We start from the raw sequence: 25,423 nt of genomic DNA on the forward strand, positions 1-25,423 counted from the left end.
AGAAAAAAAATTAATTACCAACGAATTCAAACTCAAAAAAAGTCAGTTTAAACAAATAATATTACATTGATTAAAGGTTAATTCTATAAAATATACACTCAACCACATACCATTCATAAGCAGCCCCTCATTCAGAAAAACACAACAACCTGAATATCAAATACTAAACCTCCTAAACGTAAGATTAATCCTTGGCTCTTTAACCTTCTTCGTCTTGGGCAGGCTATGAAGCCAGTTTTCCTGAATCTCCCCCATCATTGCCAACAGACTGCCATTTTCCAGCATTACTGAAACGGTCTCTCCGGTTCGTTTATGTTTAAAAGAGAACTTACGCTCCGCCCCAAGGCTAAGTGAAGCTATTGTTGCCCTGGGTTCCAGTGTATCCTCATCATCACTATGCCACCCCATGCCCTCTTCTCCATGATGATACAAATTCAAAAGGCAGGAATTATACGTTGTTAAGGTCAGTTTTTCCACAAGTTCTTTAAGCTCCAAAAGTTGTCTGATCCATGGTGATGCCTGACGAGTGGTGCCGGAATATGTATAGCTAAAGTTACTATCTCCATACCAGGCCATCATCCGCTTGGTAATATGTTTTTTACCGAAAACCACTACCTCATCGTGCTTCCAGTCTACCACATCTATCAAACACTGTAAATAGTCATTAGCCCTCTCCCGGTTGAGTACAACACCATAATATTTAGCTATACCATCACTCGGCAAACAGTTTTCCAAAGCGGTATCAAAGAGCTTCATAATAATGTGGCATTTCTTAAAAATTTAGTAATACATTTCATCAAACAATAGCTAGCTAAACTCGTTTAATTATATGCACAATCTATTATAAATATGAATTTTAGGAATATGTTAAAATTCACTACAGCCTGCACAACTTGACCCACGGTATTAAAAATATGAATGTAAATCAAAAAGTTAAAATAAGATATGAAAACAGACAACAAAGTAGATGATGTCTACTTAAGCCCATTCGACCGGTTGCTGATTCAGGCAACTGCAGAAAATGCCAAGAAAAACAGAGCAAACAAAAATAAAAGCAAAACCGATGAGCATTAGATCATCGGTTTTTTTATCGTTTACTATTCACATTTTCACTGCGCACGGTTTATCGGTTTAAAACACCCCTATAATCCCTCAAGGGGATAGTTAGTGACATAGAAACATCAAAATTTTGATTCTTTAACACACCCCGTTTTAAGTTTTACTGACCACCGGTCAAACACAGATAACCGAATTCTCCTCCAACATTTTGCCGTTTCCAACATATTGACTAACATTGAATTCAAACTTTAGGGGTGCTGTAAAAGGCTGAGACTTTACCCTCAAAACCTGATCCAGGTAATACTGGCGAAGGGAAAAGTAAGGAACACAGAAGTATTCCCTTCACTGTGCACCTCCTAAAGTAAAAATAATATGCTTATGGAGGTACTAATCAATCAACAACCCTTTACTATTTCTGAAAAATCTCCTCTACATCAGGTATTGGAGCAGCGCGGCTTTAGTTCTGCCAAAGGTATTGCTGTGGCCGTAAACGACAGCGTTGTCCCCAGAGATACATGGGGCGAATATATTCTACAACCCTATGACAAAATCATGATCATCCGTGCTACACAGGGTGGTTAATTCTCATTAAAAAAAATCCATTGTTATGCGAAAAGACAAAACACCGGGTGCTGAAGTCATCAGCAGAGCGCCTTTCCCAAAGTCAAAAAAAATATATGTAAGTGGTAAACTTCACGATATCAAAGTACCCATGCGTAAAATCGGGCTACACGATACCCAAGATCATACAACCGGGGAAATGATCAAAAATGATAGTGTCACCATATACGACACCAGCGGTCCGTACACTGACCCCAATGTGGATATTGATGTAAATAAAGGATTGCCTCAACTTCGAAAAGACTGGATACTTGACAGGGAAGATGTGGAAGAGTTGCCGGGCATCACATCCGATTACGGCAACCAAAGGCTGAATGACGAAACCTTGAACGAATTAAGGTTCAAACACCTTAAAAAACCACTGAAAGCGCAAGCCGGGAAAAATGTCACTCAACTGCACTATGCACGAAAGGGCATCATTACCCCTGAAATGGAATATATAGCCATTCGTGAAAATCAACGACTGGAAGAGCTCTACAACGAGAAAGACTCTCTTTTTGATCAGCATCAGGGACACAGCTTTGGTGCCAACACACCAAAAAAATTTATCACCCCTGAATTTGTAAGAGATGAAATAGCCGCAGGACGTGCCATCATACCTGCCAACATCAACCACGCGGAAATAGAACCCATGATCATAGGCAGAAATTTTCTGGTAAAGATCAATGCCAATATTGGTAACTCTGCTGTAACGTCGTCCATTGAGGAGGAAGTAGAAAAAATGGTATGGGCCATCCGCTGGGGGGCTGATACGGTTATGGACCTTTCTACAGGTAAAAATATCCACGAAACCCGTGAATGGGTCATCAGAAACTCGCCGGTGCCTATTGGTACAGTACCTATTTACCAGGCACTGGAAAAAGTAAACGGCAAAGCAGAGGATCTAACCTGGGAAATCTTCAGAGATACCCTCATTGAGCAGGCCGAACAGGGTGTAGACTACTTTACCATTCACGCTGGAGTAAGATTAAAATATATTCCCCTAACTGCCAAAAGGCTGACCGGTATTGTATCACGCGGTGGTTCTATCATGGCCAAGTGGTGCCTGGCTCATCACAAAGAAAGCTTCCTTTACACACACTTTGAAGAGATCTGTGAGATCATGAAGGCTTATGATGTGTCCTTCTCTCTGGGTGACGGTTTGCGTCCCGGCTCACTGGCAGATGCCAATGATGCAGCTCAGTTTGCTGAACTGGAAACCTTAGGAGAGTTAACAAAAATAGCCTGGAAACATGATGTACAGGTAATGATCGAAGGCCCGGGACACGTGCCTATGCATATGATCAAAGAGAACATGGACAAACAATTGAAAGAGTGCCATGAGGCTCCTTTCTATACCTTAGGACCATTAACCACAGACATTGCACCGGGGTACGATCACATTACCTCTGCTGTAGGAGCTGCTATGATCGGATGGTTCGGTACAGCCATGCTCTGCTACGTAACTCCTAAAGAGCATTTGGGTCTGCCTAATAAAAAGGATGTAAAAGACGGTGTAATTACCTATAAGATCGCTGCACATGCAGCCGACCTGGCCAAAGGACATCCCGGAGCTCAATACAGGGACAACGCGTTGAGTAAAGCCCGTTTCGAATTTCGTTGGGAAGATCAGTTTAACCTTTCACTGGACCCGGATACGGCCAGGGAGTTTCATGATGAAACCCTGCCTGCTGAGGGAGCTAAGGTCGCTCACTTTTGCTCTATGTGTGGCCCGCATTTCTGTAGTATGAAAATAACACAGGATGTAAGAAACTATGCTACTGAAAAGGGACTGAGCGATGAAGAAAAGGCTCTGGAAAAAGGTATGGAGGAAAAGTCTAAGGAATTTAAACAAGCGGGGTCTGAAATATACCTGTAAATGTCCACGGATAAACTGATAGTCATTACACCAGAACATGCTCTTGACCATGAAACCGACCTCTGGATACAACTTCTCGAGGTCGGTGTTGGAAAAATTCATGTGCGCAAACCGGGTATGAGTGTTGAGCACTTACTCGGGTTGGTGACTAAAGTACCATCACCGTATAGAGACAAAATTACAGTACATTATTACCCGGAAGTAACCTTAAAAGCTAAAACCAGAGGTTTGCATTTATCTTATGAGCATATAATTAAGGGCAGAGTTATTCTGCCCGCTCATCATGAATTATCTGCCTCTACGCATAGCTGGGATGAAGCAAGGAAAGCTTTAAAAACATGCTCCTACTGCTTTATTAGCCCGGTCTATAACAGCATTTCGAAAAAAGGATATCATGCTAATCCTGACTTGAGCCATGTGCCGGATGATTTGAAAGGGCATAAAATATTTGCCCTTGGAGGAATCAGTCAGCAAAATATAAAGGAGGTTCTTAACATGGGGTTTTACGGTGCCGCAGTAATGGGCACCTTATGGGAGCAACCGGATACTGCTATCGAAAAAGCGGCTACCTTAATACAGGAGATCTACAGAGAAAACACATACTCATGAGCACAATTCACCCAATCGCAATGACAATTGCAGGATTTGACCCCTGCGGAGGGGCCGGATTGCTGGCCGACATCAAAACCATGGAACAACATGGTGTATATGGATTAGGTGTAGCCACTGCTAATACCGTTCAGGATGAAAACAAAGTATACAGTGTCAACTGGCACAAAACTGAAGTGATCCTCGAGCAGTTGAATGTTTTGCTCAAGAAGTATGAAGTTGATTGGGTAAAAGTAGGTATTCTGGAAAACAGCCAGTGTTTTGCTGCCATCAAAAGGCTCCTGCAAAAGCACAACCCGGAGATTAAAATCATTTGGGACCCAGTACTTCGCTCCTCTTCAGGCTTTCAGTTTTTCGAAAACGATCAAGAGTTGAGCACCTTACTTAAAGGTGTTTACCTGATCACTCCTAACCTCCCGGAGTTCGAAACACTTTTCAAAGAGGAGAAAAAAGCTGTGGATGCTTCATATCTATGCAACATTTACCTCAAGGGGGGTCATCATGAAAAATCACCGGGAACTGACTATTTATTTAGCCAGGGCAATAAAATGACATTCGCTGCTAATACCGTATCTATAGCCTCAAAACATGGCTCAGGATGCGTGTTATCTGCTGCCATTACTGCCAGCCTTGCCCTTGGTCAGGGTCTTCCTCAATCATGTATATCAGCCAAAACCTATACCGAAAAGTTTTTATCATCCCATAGCTCATTGCTGGGGTGGCACAATAAAACCAGCGTATCATGATCGACAAATTACATTTTATAACTCAGGAAAATGAACATTTCACCCACCTCTCGGCCATGGAAGAGGCGCTTAAAAATGGTGTCAGGTGGGTACAGCTCAGAATAAAAAACAGACCTGTTGCCGAAGTAGAAGCTCAGGCATGGGAAGCCCGAAGGCTTTGTAACAAGTATAGTGCACGGCTCATCATCAATGACCACCCCACTATTGCCAGTCTTATAAAAGCCGACGGTGTACATCTGGGCAAAGAAGATATGTCTGTAGTCTCCGCCCGAAAAATACTGGGAACATCAAAAATTATAGGAGCAACAGCTAATACACTGGAAGACATTATCGAACACAATGAGGCTGGTGCTGATTATATTGGTCTTGGTCCATTCAGGTTCACAACAACCAAGGAAAAACTTAGCCCTACCCTCGGACTGGAGGGCTATCGTACCATACTTTCAAAGTGTAGCGAGCATAATATCAACATTCCTATAATCGCTATAGGTGGAATTACCATCACCGACATACCGGCTTTGATCGGAGCGGGTGTTCACGGCATTGCGGCTTCGTCCATGATCATCAATGCGCAGGATATGCTTCAAACCACACAAACCATATTTGATATTGTAAAACAGCCAATAGATTATGCTAACAATAGCTAACAAAACGTTCAATTCCCGTTTGTTTACCGGAACGGGTAAATTCAACAGCAGCGAACTTATGAAAACTGCCCTACTGGAAAGTGGCAGTGAGCTCGTAACCATGGCGCTTAAACGAGTGGAGCTAAACAATGAAGAAGATCACATCCTCGGGTATCTGGATAACCCTCAGTTTAACCTGCTGCCCAACACATCAGGAGTACGCAATGCAAAGGAAGCAGTATTTGCCGCTGAGCTTGCCCGGGAGGCCCTGGAAACCAACTGGCTCAAACTGGAAATCCACCCTGATCCTAAATATCTATTGCCAGACCCCGTGGAAACCCTGCTTGCCGCAGAGCAACTGGTAAAGAAAGGTTTTATCGTTTTACCATACATCCATGCTGACCCGGTATTGTGCAAGAGGCTTGAAGAAGTAGGAACTGCTGCTGTTATGCCACTGGGGTCTCCTATTGGCAGTAACAAAGGGCTCAGGACCATCGATTTCCTGGAAATCATCATTGAGCAAAGCAACATACCCGTAGTTATAGATGCCGGCATAGGCTCTCCCTCAGATGCAGCAAAAGCTATGGAAATCGGAGCAGATGCGGTGCTGGTAAACACTGCCATAGCAGTTTCTGAAAACCCTGTAGCCATGGCCAGGGCTTTCAAAATGGCCGTAGAGGCGGGTCGGATAGCTTATGAAGCCAAACTGGCACAACCTACTGGTCACGCCAGTGCCAGCAGTCCATTAACCTCATTTATAGACGAACTATGAGTTTCAGCGAAGTTTTTGAAAAATACAATTGGGAGGATATAAAGGGGAAGATCTATGCAAAGACATCCCTGGATGTAGAAAGAGCCCTATCCAAATCTCAGCGAAATCTTGAGGACTTCATGGCCTTGATTTCTCCGGCAGCAACTCCATACCTGGAGCAAATGGCCCAATTAAGCCATCGGTTGACGCAAAAGAGATTTGGAAAAACTATTCAAATGTATATTCCGATGTATTTGTCTAACGAATGCCAGAACATTTGCGCTTACTGTGGTTTTAGCTTAGACAACAAAATCCCCAGAAGAACACTCACAGAGGAAGAAATACTATCAGAAATTGCTCATATCAAAGCTATGGGTTATGACCACATATTGCTGGTCACAGGCGAAGCCAACAAAACGGTAGGGACTGAATATTTCAAAAAGGCTTTAAAACTGATACAGCCATCTTTTTCACACATTTCTCTGGAAGTACAGCCATTGGACCAGCATGAGTATGAAGAACTGATCCCACTAGGACTGAATACTGTACTGGTATATCAGGAAACTTACCATGAAAATGATTACAAAAAGCATCACCCAAAAGGCAAAAAATCTAACTTCAATTACCGGCTGGAAACCCCTGACAGGCTGGGAAGTGCAGGTGTTCATAAAATTGGTTTGGGAGTTCTGTTTGGCCTTGAAGATTGGCGCGCAGATTCCTTTTTCACTGCTCTGCACCTGCAATACCTCGAGCGAAAATACTGGAAAACCAAGTACTCCATATCCTTTCCTCGTCTCAGACCACATGCAGGTGGGTTAACTCCAAAGGTTGAAATGACAGACCGGGAGTTGGTACAGTTGATCTGTGCCTACAGAATCTTAAATGAAGAGGTAGAACTGTCTCTTTCAACGCGGGAATCCAACAAATTCCGCGACAATGTTATTAAACTGGGGATCACCTCAATGAGCGCCGGCTCAAAAACCAACCCCGGTGGCTATGCCAATGCTCCTGAATCGCTGGAGCAGTTTGAAATTGACGATCAAAGATCTCCTGCTCAAATTGCTGAAATGCTTACAAGGCAAGGTTATGAACCTGTCTGGAAAGACTGGGATAGGGCGTATAGTTCTTGAGAGTCTGAAGACGGAAGAAAGAAGACAGAAGTGGGGGTCTGAGGTTCAGGCAGGGTGTTCGGTGATGATCGGTGTCAAGTAATCGGTTTTTGGAGGTGAAAAAGTAAACTTTTACCTCCATTCCATGGTCTGTACCCCCGACAAATCATTTTGCTTACTTGCCTGCATCAATAAATTCAGGGCAATCTATCCTAATTTCGGTATTAGCCAAATCAGATTTCAACAAGTTACAATGGTGACCGGTTTGAAGTTTTTCATAGAATTTGCAATTATAACAGCTTCTTTGAATGGTGATTACTCCGGATTTATTCAGATACCTGATCACTTGCAAAAGTGAATGTAAAAAGTCGTTTTTTTCCGAGTCTGAAATATTTTCCAGTGCCTGAAGTACTGGCAGACCAAAATCTTTCATCTCCTTTATTTCATTCTTCCCGGTTAATGTAGGCTTTATGGAATAACTGCGGCTGTCCTTATCATCAACCGTCTTCTCCACCAGTCCCTTTTTGATCAAAACTCTTACAGCATCACTGATCGTAGCTTTCGTAATATCGAATTCCTGAGCAAGGTAACTCACTGTACATAGCTGCTCATGATGAAAATGGATAAACATAAGGATCTGCATCTGGATAGGACTAAGGCTATGCTCTTTCCCCATACTCAGCTGCATAACCTTAAAGGCATGTGAGATCCGCTCCAGGGCAGCCACGATTTTTACATCGCGCTGGGTATGCTTCTCCGGATTAAAAATACTCATATCAGCAGTCACAGGTAAAATCCATAATATCTTTATACTTAGGTGCTACCATTTTATCTACCCTTACCAGTCTGTCAAAGCGTACCTCCTCTCCTGAAGCTAATACAAGCAGCTCCATACCATCACCATTCTTCAATTCTTTGGCCACGGCCGTCACCGTCAGAAATTCATGAATATCAGTAAAGTACTGCACCTTCACATAGGTTCTGGACTTAACCTTTTCCTGAACGAATTCATAAAAACTATCCATGTCAAATTAACTTTAAAACTCAAAAAAGCAGGGGCTTAACACCCCTGCATTTCTATAATATGATAACCTCGTGTTTCAATATCGAGCTGTACCTCATCCGTTGCCTGCTCAATATGACAAAATTTACATTCTCTGGCCGTCATTGACTGTCCCTCCTGCTCCTTACTTTTCAGGTATTCCTTACCATAATCAATCACCTTATCATATCCCAACTCCACCGGCACAAGAATATCAAAATGCATCAACCCTCCCTCTTTCTTTTTTACATAAGTATCAAATACAGAAACTTGCATCAAATTATAAATTTAGGATTCCTAACTAATTATCGCAAAAAAAGTTTTACTATTTTACAGTATAAGGCAACGACAGATCACCCGACAATACACTGTAGACCTCATACACTCCCAACATCGGTTTACCCGCATCTGTTGTGTTTACCTGCATAAAGGCAGCCACGGCATCATACTTAAACTCCTTCTGTTCATAAATTCTTTTCAAAGGCACCAATACCTTCAACTGTTTGCCCATAGTTAACACGCTGTAACCGGGAGAGTCCATATACATGGGCATACCTGGGTTTGTTGGAGGCAATACGACAGCATCAGTTTTTGCAAATTGTTTCACCGACAATCCGCCGGGAACCCGGTCATCACTTTGTAACACAACCCAATGTGTATGCCATACCACACCATCATTTTTGTAGTCCCTGTCATTGTTTTCATCCCACAGGGGCGTGTCATCAAAATCAGGGTGCGCTGTTATTGCCAGGGCAACGATGCCCTCGGTATCACCAAACGCAACATCTGTAGACTTCAGTGACGTGGGAAATACATAGCCAAGCACTGGCGCACCATTAAGCTGTCCTTTGGCTTTAGGTACGGTCTTTCCGGCCACTCCGGCTACATCAATCTGGAAAACCAGAAGATCCAACTCACTGTGATATTTCACGGATGCACCTTTAATGATCAGGTCTCTGGAAGCTTTAAACTCACTCCCTGGCTGAGCTACAACAGCTACAGAAAGCACAAAGCCCGCCAACAATAAAATTGCTTTTCTCATCATCTTATCCATTTTTAACATCGGTTAAACTTGCTCCAAAATTGATATGAAGTACATTTTGATTTAGCCATAGCGCCGGAACAGACTCTACTCCCACTACTTCGGCTTCGGGAATACGAGTTGGATCCTGGCCTAAATGAACTACCTCAGGGTCATACTTTGAGCGATCAATGATTTTCAAAATGTCCTGCTCTGCATTTACACAAACCGGGCAGCCTGCATGATAAAATACTGCTTTTTCCATAATAAGAATTGTTTAAATGATTACGCTGCAATTTTAGTTAGGATTCCTAACTATTACAAATAGATCTTTAAAAATTTTGAAATGGTTTAGTTAGATAATTCGAAAAATACTTCCCATTTTAAAGAAAAAATCAGCCATCACTTGCTGTCAGAACACATTAAAATCACTATTTATCGCACGCCGGAGCAACTATTCCCCTATTTCAGCCAAGGTTTTTCCGAAGGGCAGTTTTTGTGAAAAAACCGGCGGGTTTCATGAAGGATTTTTTTACGCTTGTAATTAATTTCTCAAAAGAAATTAATGATGATCCCAATAAAAAAATTATCTTGCCATAGTTTATAGTAACTTTAACACTCAGTATGCATCCTGACAAAGAATCAGATTTGTTAATGAATAAGGTGGAGCTCATCATGGAGTCGCCCACTGAAAGATCTAAGTATAAAAACATGCATTCAGAGGATGACAGGTTAGCTTTCTTTTGTAACCATTTCATCATGGATGATATGTCGGTAAGGCTAATGAAGAGAAGGTATCTACTCTCAAAACAGCACAGAGAGGCTTTCATTCAATCTGTAGATGACATAATAGAAAAACTGGAACGGTAATAATTCAAGCCACCGTAGTGAGCATTGAGTTATTCTCACAATTATCAGCCCCTGGAAGAAGTTCCTTTAACGTTTCAATAAGCACACACTCCGTTTTTATCAAATCATTGTTTCTCTGTGCAATCACATTGCAAATGCGCATTATTTCCTGTTTTTTTTCTTCGTCCAGATCATCACATTCTTCTACATAAAGTATCAGTGCTGTTAGCTTGGACTTTAAGTCGCATGTTTTATACCTAAGTCTAAAGGAGTGATTCAGGAGGTCTTTTCTGGGGTTAGAAGTTACCATAGGCCGATGATTTTTGGGATCAATATATAGATAGTAATAAATCTTCAGAATATGAAATTTTTTAAGCTCTTATTACATTCTAACATTTAGAATGTTAAGACTTTAGTAAAAACCACTTCTACCTACCCTTTATATGTCCTCCCGCTGACAGCTTAAAAAGTTAATCGGTTCAAATGCTGTCCTAAATCCTTTAACAGTACATAGTACAGATCTTTGAACAAACCCGCCTCTCTACGCTTGCTCTGGTAACTTACGCTTGATTTGGACAGAGCTTTCCTGACGCCCAAATGGTTGAGTTTCCCGTTGCAAGAAAGAAGCCCATTGGAGATGTCACTGACCGATGTGTTCTTAGCAAAATGGCAAAACAGCTTGGATACCAAATGAGTCCAGCTATCAAAACCTTTGCATCCTTTGTCAGTTTGTTTTCCTGCACCAATTTATTAAAAATCGGCCGATCAATCTTTTCAGGCTAAAATTCACGGCCTCTCATTAGTATTTAGGACGCTATTGATAAAAGATCAATTTAAAGCACTACTTATTGCATTCAGCAGATCGAATAATATTATATTTATCCCTCCCCCATATTTTATATTAACACTATTGACAGAATGAGCAAGAGCATACCGCAAGAGAACCAACCTACAACAACTTCTCTAAATAATAGCAAGAAAGCCGAAATAACAACAAACCGTGACAGCCTACAACAAGCTAACGCCTTCGTACATGGTACTGCCAGCTTTACTCCGCCCGCTACTCCACTTGAAACGGCAGCTAAAAGTATTAACGATCGCCCAAAAACCAGCCTGGAAATATCTGCGACTCAATTGGGCACCAATCCTCCCCTCACGCAGTTGCAAAAAAACGCAGCTCAATTAGATAAAAGCCAGAGCAAACCCTCAACTCTTCAGATGAAAGATGACCCTTTACCTTCCTCCATGAATACCGCTAACAACTCCTCTTCCAATGGTCTTCCTGATGCTGTCAAAAGCCAGATGGAAGGGGCTTTTAACACCGACTTTTCCAATGTTAAAATTCATAATAACTCCCCCAAAGCAAAAGATATAGGGGCTTTAGCATATACTCAGGGTAAGGATATCCATTTTGCTCCCGGCCAGTATAACCCTGACTCTAAAAGTGGGCAAGAGCTGATTGGTCATGAATTGACCCATGTGGTACAGCAAAGCCAGGGTCGTGTAAAAGCCACAACCCAAGCTAAGGGCCTGCCAGTAAATGATGATCCGGAACTTGAAAGGGAAGCTGATGAAATGGGTAGAAAAGCGGCTTCAACCAGTGAAGGCCATACTGCTCAACGTAAAGCGGCTAAAAGTCTGAATGGAACGAACATTGATGCTCCGATTCAACGGTTTGAAGCACCTTTGCATGAGAGTGCATCTCGTAATGCCCTTACCGCCAACGGTGACTTTTCTCAGGATGAGGCCAGCATGATATATTACGGTAACTGGATGCGTGATGTTAATCAGGCTTTTGTACCAGCGGCTATGGAAATGCTCGGTGCAGACACGTTATATGCCATGTTAAATTATGTGGCTCTACAGAAGTTCGGAAAGGCCCCTACTTCAGAACAAATGGGCTATTACATTCTTGCTGAACATTTGGATAGCCCGGTTGGCGCTATAGAAGGGTCTGAGTACAGCAAAACTCCTCCGAAGATTAAAGCCGAAATGGAGAATCAAACTTATGTGAATCCTGAAAAAGCCTCTACTACGCCAGAAAAATATAAAACCGCTCAACATTCAACCAACCCGGGTACCAGTGCAATACCAGGCAAGAGTCTGGGAATATTTGAAGTAGATAGTACCGGAGTAATGGGCTACATAAGGAGAACAAACCAGCACGTTGAAAAACGTCTGCAACTAGCCGCCGAAAAAGGAAGAAACGAAGAGGGATTTTTACACTTTGGAGCAGCCATGCATGCTGTTGAAGATCTTTTCGCTCATTCAAATTATGTTGAGATTGCTGCGGCAGAGCTTTTGAATGGTGAACTATCAGGAATATTTAAAGATCTTAGAGATGCCAACGGGAAGATAGAAATACAATCTTTCACTCCTGATGTGGGTGTACCTACAGGTTCAGGAAAAAAAGAGAAAAGGAGTGTATTAGCTACAGGTTCTTTTTCATCAGTAGATACTATGGAGTCTGTTGGGCATGAATTAACTCATATTCTGAGAGAACCCCCAAAAGCACCTGCATCACTTGAAGAAATACAGGCTCAAAATCAGTTTACAAAAAAGCTAGCGCAGCAAATGGATGTAAACCTGTCTGATCCGGGTAATCAGGAACAAATTATACAGTCAACAGGTATCCCTAAAAGTGTTTTAGTCACTCTCAACTTTATCGGCATTGAAAATATTGTAATGCTTCAAAATTCCATGGTTGAGGCGGCATGGAAAATTACACCTAAATGGACTAAAGCCATAACAATGGCTGTTAACACATTTATTTATAACAATGCTATGCTTCCCTTAGCAGATCAGATCGACTCTTTGGTACTTGAAACAAATGTTGCTGATTCCAGTATGGTAAGTGTACTTGAATCAAACAAAAGAGTTGTTGCCGATGAAGGGAAAATGAATGACTATATACAGCCTCAGCTTAATAAAATTGATACCAACGGAGACATGCGGGCATCGCGTTTGTCAGATGCTAAAACCCGGGTAAACACCTTGCAATCTACCCCTGAAAAAGCGGTTGCAGGCCCTTCTCATTCGCAAATATCTAAAGATCACAAGAACAGTGTGTTTTTTGGATTAGGTTTTCAATTGGCTGTAGCGGCCGATAAGAAAATAAAGGACAAAATGTTAAAGGTATGGGGAAACAAAAAAGCTGCAATCTCTTACGTAGATGGACTGGAAAAGAAACGTAAAGAGGATGCCGACAAGAATCTTGAAGAAGGAAAACATGTTATTGAACATGGCTATGCAGAAGGTGTTAAACCTGATCTAACTGCCGCCAAGAAGGAGTCCGCCGACTCTCTCAGACAGGTAAGTACCCTGCTTCTAAAACTTGACAGTGCTCCTGCCGATGTTCAAAAATACCTCAAAGATAATCATGAACTAATCAAAGCGACTGAAATTATAGGAAAGAATACCTATATAACTGAAAAGCTTGATAATATATTCAAAGTAGCAGACAGCAGTTTAAAAATTGTTGATAAAAACGTCCGACCTCTTGATCTTCAGAACGGCGCTAAGTTATTGAAAGACTTGGCTAATAAAGCAGAAGCAGCAAACTCTCTGGAAGCAAGGGAGCAGGTTTATGGGCATATGATCACCATGCGCGCTCAATTTGTTAAATACCTGATATCCAACCAAAACAAACAAGGCTTTGAGCGTAATAAGGTTTCCTATGCAGCCGTACTGACTGCAATGGACAGAGCAATTGCTTTTAACGCTCCATCATACACTTCTCATCAGAAAAATATCCTGGAGGGATCAGAGCACGTAAAAGGTTTTTCTGCAAACTTACAAGGCAACCTTACCGTGAACTCTGGTTTCAAGCAGAGTGCTATAAGTACAGGAAACACAAATATAAATGAGCTACTAACCACCAGTCGTCAAATTATCAATCACCCAAAAGAGAATAACTGGTGGAAGGATACAGTAAAAGGCTATATTTTATCAAACAAAGATGTTGTCAAAGACTACATCAAAGCTCGTAATATGGGATTTGCAACATTTAGAGGAACCGATGAGCATTAACAACGGATTCTAATCCGTGATGCTTTTAACTACTAGTTATCAGATATAAAATTGTATTGCACGCCTTGAAAACCCCGGATGTCTTGATATTTTACAGGTAACACCAATGTTCCGTGTTTGGTTAAAACACCGTACTCATTGGCGATTCTTGCAATATAGTGATCACCATTGCGTATGCTTTCAAGCTCATCAAATGCAGGCTCTACAATTTCCTTTCCTTCTGTATTAACTAAGCCATACTTTCCTGTTTTTACTACTGGCGCCAGCCCATTCCTGTAAAAAAACTCTACCTCATCATACTCAAAAGGCACTTTAACATCTCCATCAGTATTTATATACCCATATTTGTTGTCACTCAAGCAGGCGGCCATACCATGGGTAAACGGTGTCATAAAGCTGTAACCATTAATAATTTCTTTCCCTTCCTTAGTTATTACCCCAAAAATTTCGCCGGGGAAGGGTCCTGTATTATCCGGTTTGATGGCCTTTTTTCTTACTACGGCCCTTTCGTCCGAGAAGTAATATATATCAGTATATCCAGAATCTATCTCCAATAACATATGACCTTCCTGATCAACATATCCTTTACTTCCATTCATAATATAGGGAATCCAGCCAATTTCATCTGTTACAGGGGGCACATTGACCTCGCTTTTAATTTTCACAATTCCGGTTCGAATATCAATTAAAAAATTAACAGAATCTGTAAAGGCCCAAACCTGTGGATACAAATAAACCTGATCAAAAAATACAGTACGTTTGTTTGCCCTTATCGAGGGAAATTTTATTTCAATTACAACTTCATTTTGCTCATTAATAACACCTGATTTTCCGCCCTCAGTCACAATATACCTGTTAGTATAAGCTGTTTCTATACGATCATATAATCTTTGAACTAGAATTTTCCCACCTGCTTTTAGCAATCCCCACCTTTTATCATCCCTTACAAGGAACCTCTCCTGATTAGTGTAATCCTCTTTCACTTCATTGTAAACAGGCTCCAGCAAAACTTCTCCTTTTAAATTCATAGCCCCCTTACCTGTCTCCTTTTCAAAAACAATGGTCTCAAAGGTTTCCATAAACTCCGCATCAATAGCTTCAAATTCCAACAAGGCTTCACCCTTGCTATTAATTACAGCGTGCTTACGTAGTTCTTTCTTTCCTGTTGAAGAATCTTCTAAAAAAGTAACAATAGCCAAATCATTAATAACCGATTTGCAGTTATCATAAGACGGTTCAACAATCCATTTCTCATTCCCATCAATCAGCCCCCATTTACCCTCAAGTTTTACCCAAATGTGCAGGTCAGCTTTCTCCTTTTTTGATTGTGCGTGGAATTCATTCATTAATAAAAAAAATAAAACAACTATCAGTAGTAATCTGGATATTAATGTTTTCATACCATAAATGTCTTACGCCGTAAATATAAAGCTTCTGATCAAACCATCTAATACTTTCAAAACAGTTATGCCAGAACTAAAATCATTCCTGGTTAAATATTGCACCTCAAATCCATTTGATCATTTTCTGTTGTAAAGTTTGTAATTTTACAGTCACAATAACTTGACCAACTTTAAACTTATACATAAATCTTGTCGTTCGATCCTCTTAACATTGATCTTCCTGTAGTAGACATTATCTCTGAAGTCAGAAGCAATCTTAAAAAAGACAACACGCTAATTGTCAATGCTCCTCCAGGTGCTGGAAAAAGCACATTGCTACCCCTTGCTCTACTCCATGAACCTTGGTTAGAAGGGAAGAAAATACTCATGCTTGAGCCTCGAAGGCTAGCGGCCAGATCTATTGCCTATCGCATGTCTGAGTTGATTAGTGACGACGTAGGCAAAACCATAGGTTATCGCATCCGTTTTGAAAATCGCACAGGCTCTGACACCAAAATAGAGGTGCTAACCGAAGGTATTCTAACACGTATGATCCATAGTGACAATGCTTTAGAGGGAGTGGGACTCGTAATATTTGATGAATTTCATGAAAGAAGTATCCATGCTGATGTAGCACTCGCCTTATGTCGCGAAGCTCAACAAGTACTCAGACCCGACTTGCGCATTATGATTATGTCTGCAACGCTGAATATGCCTCAACTTACGGAACTTCTTAATGCACCGGTTTCAGAAAGCCAAGGACGACAGTACCCCGTTGAGGTAATCTATGATGGTGAATCAGATTTAATGATGCTTCCGGAAATGACAGCTAAAACTGTAAAAAAGGCGGTAAAAGAAAATGAAGGGGATGCTTTAGTATTTTTCCCGGGAGAAGGAGAAATAAGGAAATGTGAAGAATTGCTAAAAAGGGCATTACCTGACTTTGTCATTCACCCATTATATGGAAAATTACCTCAAAACAAACAATACAGCGCCATTATGCCCGACAAAAAAGGGCGACGCAAAATAGTACTGGCTACTTCAATTGCAGAGACTAGTCTTACCATTGAAGGAATTAAAATTGTAGTTGATACAGGCTATGGACGTACTTCTCGCTTCGATCCAAAATCTGGGTTATCGAGACTGGAAACCGTCCAGATCACTAAAGATTCAGCAGACCAACGGGCAGGGCGCGCAGGACGCCTAAGTGCCGGGGTCTGTTACCGGATGTGGACTAAAGCAACTCATGAAAGGCTTGGAGAACACCGTGTACCTGAAATTATGGAAGCGGACCTGGCTCCTCTGGTACTGGATATGGCGCAATGGGGAATAGTAGATGCGCATCAGCTCACCTGGCTCACTCCTCCTCCAAAAGGTGCCCTTTCCCAAGCCTCTGACACACTTCATCAGCTCGATGCTCTACAAAACGGGCGCATTACGGAGCATGGTAAAAATATACATCGCCTACCCTGCCACCCAAGGATTGCGCATATGCTACTGATGGCTGAGGATGATGATATGCTTGAACTGGCCAGTGATGTGGCCGCCATTCTTGAAGAAAGAGACCCATTACCCAGAGAATCCGGCATAGATATCAACCTCAGGATTGAAGCCTTAAGAAGGTACCGAACAGGCAAGGGACAAGGTAAAAAGTTTGGAAGAATAGAAAAGGTAGCCGCTTCATATCGTAAATTGTTCGACAAAGATGAGGAAAATGGACCTGTAGATCCATATGCAACCGGCGTGCTATTAGCTCATGCTTACCCGGAACGTATAGCTTATGCTCGCCCCGGAAACAACGCTCAGTTTCAATTAGCTAATGGAAAGTATGCCATGGCAGGCCACCGGGATGACCTGGCTCACGAACCCTGGCTAGCTATAGCTAATGTCGATGCCCGAGATGGTATGGGAAAGATCTTCATGGCATCGCCCCTGAACCCAAAAGACCTTGTGCCTCTGGTAAAAGAACAGGAGATAATTACTTGGGACACTCGCAAAGGGGGATTAATCGCCACAAGAGATATGCGCATTGGTTGTATTGTGTTGCAATCCAAACCACTGCCCTCACCTGACAGCAAACATTTGGTAAAAGCCATTTCTGAGGCTGTAAAAACTGAAGGGGCCAACTTACTGAATTTTGATGAAAGCGTTACTCAATGGCAAAACCGAGTGCTCAGCATTAGGAAATGGCGACCTCAGGAAAACTGGCCCGACGTGAGCACCCAAACTTTACTCATCACCAATGAGGAATGGTTATCTCCCTATTTGGATCAGGTGAAAAAACCTGAAGACCTCAAGAAAATTAACCTGGTAGATATACTTCACCATTCCCTGGATTGGGAAAAGCAAACAACCCTTGATCAACTGGCACCATCCAGAATTAATGTTCCCAGTGGATCGGCCGTTAAGTTACAGTATTTAGCTGATGGCTCTTCGCCCGTACTTGCTGTCCGGCTCCAGGAAGTATTTGGACTAGCTGACACACCGAAAGTCAATGAAGGGAAAAATTCTGTACTCATGCACTTGCTATCGCCAGGATTTAAACCAGTTCAGGTAACATCAGATCTGCGAAGTTTCTGGGACAATGCTTATTTTGAAGTAAAAAAGGAACTTCAAAGGCGTTACCCTAAGCACAGCTGGCCCGAAGACCCCTGGACTGCCGAGGCTTTAAGGGGAGTGAAGAAAAGAGACAAGAAATAAGTTAAAAATCCTTATAGTTCTGTCTTTGCTGTTTTTTCTCTGATTGCTTCTGTTTGGCTTTTAACCTTTTTTCTATGGCCGCTTTGGAGGGCTTGGTGGCCTTTCGCTTTTTCTTAACCTTAAAAGCTGCCTTTAGGAGTTTGTAAAACTTGCTAATAGCCTCTTCCTTATTTTTAAGTTGCGAGCGTGCAGACTCTGAAGTAACAATAAGTATGTTGTCATTACTGATCTTGTTGGTGAGCTTACTAGCTATAGTTGCCTTTTCTTCGTCACTAAGCAATTCCGAAGCCATTACATCAAACCTCAACGTAACCTTGGTATTGACCTTATTAACGTTTTGCCCACCCGGACCACTGCTTCTGGAAGTAACAAACTCCCACTCTCCACTAAAATCCCTATCGTAAACTTTCTCACTCATTTCTCAAAGATAACCTAAGCTACAACTATCTACCACTTCCCCTGAGCATAAAGTCCTTCTCTACTATACCACACTACTATGAGAGCTAACCCGGCCGATGCTACATCGATCATAACAAAGGCAACTTCCTGATGCACCAGGTAATTGTATCCCTGCCAAAGCATGGACGCGATAAGTACAATTGAGGAAACCAGTCTTACTTTAGAAAATAACAAACAAACAGCAATAAGAATATCTAAAAGACCAATGAAGGACACTAAAGAACAGGAATATCCCCAGATCACCAGATCTGTATATCTACCAGAAAGGCGCATAGCACCTGAAAATACAAACTGAAAGCACAAAAGAAGAATAAGGATCCAGAGAAAAATTTGTTGACTGCGTTGAGGCATATTTTGAGTTTTTGGACACTGATATTCACGGCTTTTTGTATTACCAGGTTAAACCTTTTATATAAATAGCATAAATACTCCGACCAAAAACGCTTTTATTATTACCAATAACATTACCTCCATAAAAGAATGACCACCTGCATGTTATAACCAAAAAATTACCAATTAACAAAAACAATAGTTATATTAGGCAATCTTTTCAAACCACTTTTGGTTTTACTTTGGCTATCTGAGCCGTTTTCTTTTAACCTTTAAAACATTTTTTTATCGAATTTATAGTCAAAACAGTCATTTTTTCAGCTCTATTTTTTTCATCATTCACTGGTTATTCTCAGAGTAAACCAATGCCTCTTCCTGCCGATACCTATGAGAATAAAAGCATCCCGGAGTTATTAAGCTCAGAAATAAAAAAGGCTTTATCTTACTACCCTGAATTGCAAAACACCAGAATTGATTTTGTATTTAGAGACAATATCAGAAATGCAGTAATGCAGGCTCAACCAAGAGTAAAAACCCTTTTTAAGAAGAAATACAAACGTGTCTATAAAGTAAAAATCAGCAGGTATCTTACCCTGAACGACAGCACTATGGGAATAGAGCATGTTCCGCACGAAATTCTGGTAGGTTGGCTCGCTCATGAGTTAGGCCATGTTTTGGATTATCTGGACAGAAGCTCATTTCAAATGGTCGGATTTGGCTTTAAGTATCTCACTTCCAAGCCATTCCTTATGAAAGCTGAGCGTCAGGCTGATACCTTCGCCATCATGCATGGATTAGCGGATGAAATTGTCAAAACAAAAAAATACATACTGAACCAAGAAGATCTCCCAAAAGAATATAAAGACCGAATAAACCGGTTATACATCTCTCCGGAAGAGGTACGGCATATCGAAGAAGAAATGGAATCCATTTAGTACCAAACGTACGTCTCCGAAGGGTTAAGGGATAACAATTGAAGAAATAAATTTATATCGAAGATATTTCCATGTAACGTTTGAGCCCCCTGTCTTCGTGTACCTTTTTTCTGTAATTAATTCGATTTTGATTACAAAATATGCATTAACAGAAACAAGGCTTTCGTGTTCCAACTTGGATATTATTTAAAATTCGTATGAAAAATTTCAGTTTCCTCAATAATTTATTATAATTTGTATTCCCATAATTTTTAACTATGAACTTATTTAAGTATCGCACTGGTGTCTATATCTTAGTTTTATTGTTAACTTTTTCATGTAAGACGTCTCAAACCGCCAAATCTGACGAAGTAGATGAAGAGCCTCAGATTATTCGCAGTTCTGATATTATTCTGGTTGATAAAGAATTGAAGGATACTTTGGAGGGCTATTTCAGGTTATTTTCTAAAATGGATCTTAACGATACTGGAAACAGAGATGCCAAAATGGAAGAAGTCTTCGAATATTTCAGTTCTCCTGATACACCAGTTTTTTTTGCGCTTTATAACAATAAGGGTGAGAAGTATTATGACAAACCTGTTACCATATCCAATTACCTATACTACCTGTATGACACCCGCCAGGCTCCTCACGTTATTCAAGCTGTCAAGTTAGATGAATCTCAGAAAAAAATCACCCAAATAGAACTAGCTATAAAATAAAACACAATCACCTGATATTTTAAGCCCCAATCGACCATGACTTATAAAGTACTGTTTTGTTTATATTTTATTTTGGTGTTTTTTTCCACTCCCGACACCCCATGTATAGGGCAGTCATCTGCAGATTATTTCGAAGAAGAAGAACCTATTGATCCTGAGCAAAAGCTTAAGGTTGACTCCATGGCCATGGAGAAAATCAGGGATCTCAGCAAATATATAGCCATTATCGGCAGCAAAAACACCCCATTCTCAGAAGCCAATCGTGTAGTATCCAGAGCTCTGGAACTATTTGCGGAAGGAAGCGTCATTGGAGTTTCCTCATTGGATAAAGAGGAAGTTAAACAGTACGAGATCAAAAAGTATTTTGAAAGACTCATGGCACTAAGCTATGATCAAGTAAAAATCCAGTGGTTTGATATTCAGTATATCAGTGACCTGGAAATGACCCCCGATGGCAAGTATGTAGGTGTAGTTACTATTTATCAAAAATTTGAGGGGCTTCAAGGAGACGCCTTAATTTATAAAGATGTAACCAAAAAGGATATCACTATATATGTTGAACGCAAGATTATGCAAGTAGAAGGTACCCATGTTAATTTTTGGGATGTATTACTTGGCGACATAGTTGTAAGCGAAACTGTTTTATGAAAAGAAGAAGCATATTTTTAATTTTTGTAGTGGCTTTATTGTGTTCCTCTGAAGCAATGGCTCAAGGAGTATCTTACCTCGAAGGTAATGAGTTTGTACTCGCAGAAACCAAACAGGTTAATCAGTTTTTCCGCAGATTTAATGGAGAAGAGGACTATGACGGCACGAGGTTCTACAGTAGTGATTCTCTATACCACGACCCCATGCTGCGCCAGGTTTATTTGTCTAACCTCTTTGACAAACAGGATTACAATATGCCTGACTCCATGAAAAACAGTTTCATATTTAACGTTACAGACAGGTATTCTCCAAAATATTTAAATCATAGAAAAAACGACTGGTATGCGCAGGTGGATGTAATTATCAACTACGAAAATCAGAAACATCCATGTACCTTGTTTTTAAAAATGGAAAGGGAAAACAAAGGTACGAAATGGGTACTGGCGAATGTATATTTCCAACCTTTCACCAGTATGTTTAAAGGTGTTGATTTTTTTGGGAATGAACCTTATAAACCAGGCCCCTACCTTCACCCCAAAAGTCATGAAATAAAGTTTATTAACTTAAAAAAGGCTTTTGACAGGTTGGGTGAAATTGAAAAGTATGCTGCCAACGAGTTTAACCCTGACTATCTTACGCTTTTCATTTATGAGCTTAAGCGAGGGAATGCAGAATTTCTTGATGTGAAAAATGTAAAATTTCATTTTTTTCAAGTAGACAACTGGTATTTTGAGCTGTCATCGCTAAGCCGCAAGAATATGAACTCTGGCTGGCTAATAACTGACCTGATGAGGGTAGCAGAAAAAGATAAAGAGATTTTAAGAAAATATATTTTCTTTCATGAGAATAATCATGCTAATTAATTTTGAATAAAATCCCAATTAAGATGAGACTTGGAGCTGTAAGTATATTGATGATCGCAATGCTGCTAAGCAGCATTAATATTGCAAATGCTCAGAGCGATGAGGAGAAAGTAAAAGTATCTGAACTTATGAAGTTCCTGGAGTTCACGCTCAATACTTTAGGTGATCCCGAAGTTGCTGTAGGCGATAAGAAAACCATCACCGATCAGAGCTACCTCAAAATCTTCCAGGATGAAAATGTCCAGATTGAAGATGACCTCTCTGAGAGGAAGGTATCCATCAATAAAAATATTCAGTCATACCTTCAAGATGTAGACATACTCTTCAAGGAAGTAAAATTCCAATTCGACATCAGCAAAATAGAAAAGCATACCACTGCTGCTCAGAAAGATTACTTCAAAGTCACCTTCATGCGTACCATAACCGGAACTTCAGCTGATGGGGAAAAAGTGGAAAACGCTAGTGTAAGATATGCTGAAATCAACTATGCCCCAACCCAACAAGTTTATAAGGTCGCCAGCATATACTCTTCAGGGATCAGGGATATGCAAACATTCCAGACGTGGTGGGACGGGCTCAACTTTGAATGGAAAGTAGTATTCCAAAGAGCCGTAGGTAGCACCGTAACCCCGAGTGAGTCCCACAAAGTGATGGGCATCAAAAAAATTGATATTTCCTACAATAAATATATTACTGACCTTAAACCTTTAGCAAAACTTACCGCTCTGGAAATACTTAACTTTTCCAGCACTGGAGTTAATGACATATCCATATTGTCTCAGCTCTCTAACCTAAGAGAGGTTTATATGTCTAACACCGGTGTGCAAAGCCTGGAACCCCTTAAAGCACTTGAAAGCCTGGAGGTAGTATATTTCGAAAATACAGCCGTAACTTCACTAACTCCCATTGCACCACTCAAATCACTAAAAAAAGTGGTTTGCATCAACACCCCAATTGACCTGTCTGAAATTCGAAAATTTGAAGAAACTAACCAGTCTTGCAAGGTACTATATGAAACTGCCGATCTCATGAACTGGTGGAATAACCTACCCTTGGCATGGAAAGAAAGCTTTAAGGAGCAATTTAGCATAGCAACAACACCTCCAACAGGTGAGGATCTGGCTAGAATAAAATCTGCTGAAAAAATAGATATCGAGGGCAAATACGATATATACTCATTGGACCCTATTGCTGATCTAAGCAATGTAAAATTCTTAAACCTGAAAAAATCAGGGGTAACTTCGCTCGAACCACTCAAAAAGTGGTCTAGCTTGGAAAGACTGGATCTCTCCGATACACATGTAGATTCTTTAGGACCGGTCAATAGCCTGAGCCTTAAGCTTCTCGTTGCTGATTACTCAAAAGTAAGCAAAGAAGAACTCGCCAGGTATGAAGCCAAACACCCTTCAACTACCGTAATCTATAAAACGATGGACTTTACCATCTGGTGGATCAAGCTATCTGAAGAATGGAGAGATATTTTTGCGAAATCAATCGGCTACATAGGCCCAACAGATAAACTACCTTTAAAAAACCTATATCAAATCCTTGAACTTAAAAAGCTTGTGATACCGGAAGGCAGCGAGATTGAAAACATTACACCATTGGCATCTCTCAAAAACTTACGAGAACTGAAAGTCAGCAAGGTAATGAAAATTTCAGACCTTTCTCCATTGTCAAACCTGACCAAACTGGAGTCCCTGGATTGCTCGTACAACCCCGTTGTAGATCTGACACCCCTAATACCCCTTAAGAGCCTAAAAACGCTCAACATTGAGTACACAAGGGTATCTGACCTTGATCCTTTAAGTGAAATTGTCAGCCTGGAATCCCTCCATGTCTCTGGCACAAAAATAAATAACATTAATGCCGTGCGCAGGCTAAGCAACTTGAAGGAGATTTCATTACAAAACACATCCGTCAGTAACCTGTCACCTCTATTCACATTAATACACCTGGAAAAAGTTTCTTGCTACAACACCAAACTGTCACAAAAAGATGTAAACGGTTTTAAAAATACCAAACCATCGTGTGACATAACTTTTTACTAACGGAGCATCACAACAAAAACAAATAAAGGCCTTTGAGATTATTTCAGAGGCCTTTATGTTTCTATTAAAAGTAAACAAGAATCATCAAACCAAAAGTATGCTAATTATAAATCAGTTCTTCATAAAGAATATAAATCGACATTAAAAGAACAAACCACCCAAACCATCATTTGAGCCTTTCATTTGCTACAAACCTTGATACGTAAGAGCCTATAAATATTCCCAAGATAGCTGCTGCGGTAAAAGGGATCAAAAAACTCCATTCAATAGGCTGTTCCTCTATATCCCCTATAAAACCAATTAATGATTTAGCTGCGATTTCCCGCCCGAATACAGGCTTTCTACCCTGATATAGAAATGTTTAAAAAGTTTTCACTTTACAAACCGTACTTTAAAGCATTTTTAAATATGAAAAGAGAAATTTAATTTTTTTCAATTCGATATTTTCAATAATTTTTGAGAGTTTTGTTGAACCAGAATTAAAAGAGATTCGTTAAATCTCATCAATGAAGATCAGAACGACCATAATATTTCAGTTGCTGTCAATTTTTATTGCTGCACAAGTACTTAATATAAGTATGAATGTCAGCGATAACCTTATAGGCAAAAATGGTCCCGGCTATAAATACATCAACGAAATAGAAACCGTTGTAGAACTTATAGCTGAAATAGTACTAAGCCATACTGATGTCATCCCTGAAACTCATATACCTGGAGGAACCCTTGGCTTTGAGGAAGAGGAAAAACACTTTCTAGAAGAAAAGGAATTCATACACACTAAGGACTTTATTCCGGATTTACTTTACAACAGTCGCTGTTTTTATAAATCCATCATTTTCACCAATCATGTGACAGAGGTAATCACACCACCTCCAAAATCCTGATCTATTCTTCCCATAGGTAATTAATTTTTTTTCTTCTTCAGTTTACAACTGAAGGCAATAGCACATGCTTCCCTTTGAAGGGAGTTATGCTCTAATCTGCCTTTATGGTATCTGCATACCACAAAGTCAGAGATATTATAATTATTGAAT

At 40.6% G+C, this 25,423-nt stretch carries 28 protein-coding genes and 1 riboswitch; of the genes, 17 read left to right on the forward strand and 11 right to left on the reverse strand.

Features of this window, described 5'->3' with window-relative positions; all coding sequences use genetic code 11:
• Positions 1-156 precede the first annotated feature (156 nt).
• Complete coding sequence (locus JMN32_RS02465; protein ID WP_202854691.1) at positions 157-756, reverse strand: alpha-ketoglutarate-dependent dioxygenase AlkB family protein; 600 nt, start codon at positions 754-756, stop codon at positions 157-159.
• Positions 757-945: 189 nt separating this feature from the next.
• Here JMN32_RS02465 and JMN32_RS27465 point away from each other — a divergent pair, with 189 nt between their 5' ends.
• The 8 genes from JMN32_RS27465 to thiH all read left to right on the forward strand — a co-directional run bounded on the left by JMN32_RS27465 (position 946) and on the right by thiH (position 7,400).
• The gene (locus JMN32_RS27465) at positions 946-1,074 is read left to right on the forward strand and encodes a hypothetical protein (protein WP_262896690.1); all 129 of its coding nucleotides are present in this window, start codon (positions 946-948) and stop codon (positions 1,072-1,074) included.
• A 225-nt stretch (positions 1,075-1,299) separates the two neighbouring features.
• A riboswitch (TPP riboswitch) is annotated at positions 1,300-1,391 on the forward strand.
• 46 nt (positions 1,392-1,437) lie between these two features.
• A complete protein-coding gene (thiS, locus tag JMN32_RS02470) occupies positions 1,438-1,641 on the forward strand; it encodes a sulfur carrier protein ThiS (protein WP_202854692.1) in 204 nt (67 codons plus the stop codon).
• Between the two features lie 25 nt (positions 1,642-1,666).
• A complete protein-coding gene (gene thiC, locus JMN32_RS02475) occupies positions 1,667-3,538 on the forward strand; it encodes a phosphomethylpyrimidine synthase ThiC (protein WP_202854693.1) in 1,872 nt (623 codons plus the stop codon).
• Positions 3,539-4,147, forward strand: coding sequence for a thiamine phosphate synthase (locus JMN32_RS02480; RefSeq protein WP_202854694.1), 609 nt, complete (start codon positions 3,539-3,541; stop codon positions 4,145-4,147). It begins immediately after the preceding gene.
• On the forward strand, positions 4,144-4,893 hold the full coding sequence (locus tag JMN32_RS02485) for a hydroxymethylpyrimidine/phosphomethylpyrimidine kinase (RefSeq protein ID WP_202854695.1): 750 nt from the start codon (positions 4,144-4,146) through the stop codon (positions 4,891-4,893). The genes JMN32_RS02480 and JMN32_RS02485 overlap by 4 nt, the downstream gene beginning before the upstream one ends.
• Positions 4,890-5,540 (forward strand): thiamine phosphate synthase, encoded by a 651-nt coding sequence (locus JMN32_RS02490; RefSeq protein WP_202854696.1) that lies wholly within the window; start codon positions 4,890-4,892, stop codon positions 5,538-5,540. Before JMN32_RS02485 ends, JMN32_RS02490 begins: the two co-directional genes overlap by 4 nt.
• Entirely contained in the window at positions 5,524-6,291 is a 768-nt protein-coding gene (locus JMN32_RS02495; RefSeq protein WP_202854697.1) for a thiazole synthase, read from the forward strand. The genes JMN32_RS02490 and JMN32_RS02495 overlap by 17 nt, the downstream gene beginning before the upstream one ends.
• Complete coding sequence (gene thiH, locus JMN32_RS02500) at positions 6,288-7,400, forward strand: 2-iminoacetate synthase ThiH (protein ID WP_202854698.1); 1,113 nt, start codon at positions 6,288-6,290, stop codon at positions 7,398-7,400. Before JMN32_RS02495 ends, thiH begins: the two co-directional genes overlap by 4 nt.
• A 154-nt stretch (positions 7,401-7,554) precedes the next feature.
• On the opposite strand, the gene JMN32_RS02505 is transcribed toward thiH, so the two are convergent.
• Genes JMN32_RS02505 through JMN32_RS02525 form a run of 5 tightly spaced genes read right to left on the reverse strand, consistent with a single transcriptional unit; the run spans position 7,555 to position 9,707 of the window.
• Positions 7,555-8,154, reverse strand: coding sequence for a MarR family winged helix-turn-helix transcriptional regulator (locus JMN32_RS02505; protein ID WP_202854699.1), 600 nt, complete (start codon positions 8,152-8,154; stop codon positions 7,555-7,557).
• A gap of 1 nt (position 8,155) precedes the next feature.
• Complete coding sequence (locus tag JMN32_RS02510; RefSeq protein WP_202854700.1) at positions 8,156-8,404, reverse strand: hypothetical protein; 249 nt, start codon at positions 8,402-8,404, stop codon at positions 8,156-8,158.
• 35 nt (positions 8,405-8,439) lie between these two features.
• The gene (locus JMN32_RS02515; protein WP_202854701.1) at positions 8,440-8,697 is read right to left on the reverse strand and encodes a DUF2024 family protein; all 258 of its coding nucleotides are present in this window, start codon (positions 8,695-8,697) and stop codon (positions 8,440-8,442) included.
• Between the two features lie 49 nt (positions 8,698-8,746).
• Positions 8,747-9,466, reverse strand: coding sequence for a hypothetical protein (locus JMN32_RS02520; RefSeq protein ID WP_238354314.1), 720 nt, complete (start codon positions 9,464-9,466; stop codon positions 8,747-8,749).
• Between the two features lies 1 nt (position 9,467).
• Entirely contained in the window at positions 9,468-9,707 is a 240-nt protein-coding gene (locus JMN32_RS02525) for a thioredoxin domain-containing protein (protein WP_202854702.1), read from the reverse strand.
• Positions 9,708-10,066: 359 nt separating this feature from the next.
• Here JMN32_RS02525 and JMN32_RS02530 point away from each other — a divergent pair, with 359 nt between their 5' ends.
• On the forward strand, positions 10,067-10,312 hold the full coding sequence (locus tag JMN32_RS02530; protein ID WP_202854703.1) for a hypothetical protein: 246 nt from the start codon (positions 10,067-10,069) through the stop codon (positions 10,310-10,312).
• Positions 10,313-10,316: 4 nt separating this feature from the next.
• Here JMN32_RS02530 and JMN32_RS02535 read toward each other — a convergent pair whose 3' ends face one another.
• Both JMN32_RS02535 and JMN32_RS02540 read right to left on the reverse strand, forming a co-directional pair.
• Complete coding sequence (locus JMN32_RS02535) at positions 10,317-10,601, reverse strand: hypothetical protein (RefSeq protein ID WP_202854704.1); 285 nt, start codon at positions 10,599-10,601, stop codon at positions 10,317-10,319.
• Between the two features lie 152 nt (positions 10,602-10,753).
• Entirely contained in the window at positions 10,754-10,981 is a 228-nt protein-coding gene (locus JMN32_RS02540; RefSeq protein WP_238354315.1) for a DUF4372 domain-containing protein, read from the reverse strand.
• Positions 10,982-11,209: 228 nt separating this feature from the next.
• On the opposite strand from JMN32_RS02540, the gene JMN32_RS02545 reads away from it, so the two are divergent.
• Positions 11,210-14,320 carry an eCIS core domain-containing protein gene (locus JMN32_RS02545; protein ID WP_202854705.1) on the forward strand — a complete coding sequence of 1,037 codons (3,111 nt, stop codon included), beginning with the start codon at positions 11,210-11,212 and terminating at the stop codon, positions 14,318-14,320.
• 32 nt (positions 14,321-14,352) lie between these two features.
• On the opposite strand, the gene JMN32_RS02550 is transcribed toward JMN32_RS02545, so the two are convergent.
• The gene (locus tag JMN32_RS02550) at positions 14,353-15,720 is read right to left on the reverse strand and encodes a WG repeat-containing protein (protein ID WP_202854706.1); all 1,368 of its coding nucleotides are present in this window, start codon (positions 15,718-15,720) and stop codon (positions 14,353-14,355) included.
• A gap of 192 nt (positions 15,721-15,912) precedes the next feature.
• Here JMN32_RS02550 and hrpB point away from each other — a divergent pair, with 192 nt between their 5' ends.
• Entirely contained in the window at positions 15,913-18,402 is a 2,490-nt protein-coding gene (gene hrpB / locus JMN32_RS02555) for an ATP-dependent helicase HrpB (protein WP_202854707.1), read from the forward strand.
• A 1-nt stretch (position 18,403) separates the two neighbouring features.
• Here the strand turns inward: hrpB and arfB are convergent, their stop codons facing one another.
• Together arfB and JMN32_RS02565 are read right to left on the reverse strand one after the other, a co-directional pair.
• Positions 18,404-18,820, reverse strand: coding sequence for an alternative ribosome rescue aminoacyl-tRNA hydrolase ArfB (gene arfB / locus JMN32_RS02560; protein WP_202854708.1), 417 nt, complete (start codon positions 18,818-18,820; stop codon positions 18,404-18,406).
• A gap of 29 nt (positions 18,821-18,849) precedes the next feature.
• Positions 18,850-19,212, reverse strand: a complete 363-nt coding sequence (locus JMN32_RS02565) for a hypothetical protein (RefSeq protein ID WP_202854709.1) — start codon at positions 19,210-19,212, stop codon at positions 18,850-18,852.
• Between the two features lie 344 nt (positions 19,213-19,556).
• On the opposite strand from JMN32_RS02565, the gene JMN32_RS02570 reads away from it, so the two are divergent.
• The 6 genes from JMN32_RS02570 to JMN32_RS02595 all read left to right on the forward strand — a co-directional run bounded on the left by JMN32_RS02570 (position 19,557) and on the right by JMN32_RS02595 (position 25,273).
• Positions 19,557-20,126 (forward strand): hypothetical protein, encoded by a 570-nt coding sequence (locus JMN32_RS02570; RefSeq protein ID WP_238354316.1) that lies wholly within the window; start codon positions 19,557-19,559, stop codon positions 20,124-20,126.
• 257 nt (positions 20,127-20,383) lie between these two features.
• Positions 20,384-20,827, forward strand: a complete 444-nt coding sequence (locus tag JMN32_RS02575) for a hypothetical protein (protein ID WP_202854710.1) — start codon at positions 20,384-20,386, stop codon at positions 20,825-20,827.
• Positions 20,828-20,863: 36 nt separating this feature from the next.
• Positions 20,864-21,475: a hypothetical protein gene (locus tag JMN32_RS02580; RefSeq protein WP_238354317.1), complete on the forward strand. Its 612-nt coding sequence runs from the start codon at positions 20,864-20,866 to the stop codon at positions 21,473-21,475.
• Positions 21,472-22,338, forward strand: a complete 867-nt coding sequence (locus JMN32_RS02585; RefSeq protein ID WP_202854711.1) for a hypothetical protein — start codon at positions 21,472-21,474, stop codon at positions 22,336-22,338. The genes JMN32_RS02580 and JMN32_RS02585 overlap by 4 nt, the downstream gene beginning before the upstream one ends.
• A 23-nt stretch (positions 22,339-22,361) precedes the next feature.
• Positions 22,362-24,389, forward strand: coding sequence for a leucine-rich repeat domain-containing protein (locus tag JMN32_RS02590; RefSeq protein ID WP_202854712.1), 2,028 nt, complete (start codon positions 22,362-22,364; stop codon positions 24,387-24,389).
• A 506-nt stretch (positions 24,390-24,895) separates the two neighbouring features.
• A complete protein-coding gene (locus tag JMN32_RS02595) occupies positions 24,896-25,273 on the forward strand; it encodes a hypothetical protein (protein WP_202854713.1) in 378 nt (125 codons plus the stop codon).
• Positions 25,274-25,423 lie beyond the last annotated feature (150 nt).

Origin of the sequence: Fulvivirga marina, from assembly GCF_016775155.1 — a bacterium.
GTDB classification, from domain to species: domain Bacteria; phylum Bacteroidota; class Bacteroidia; order Cytophagales; family Cyclobacteriaceae; genus Fulvivirga; species Fulvivirga marina.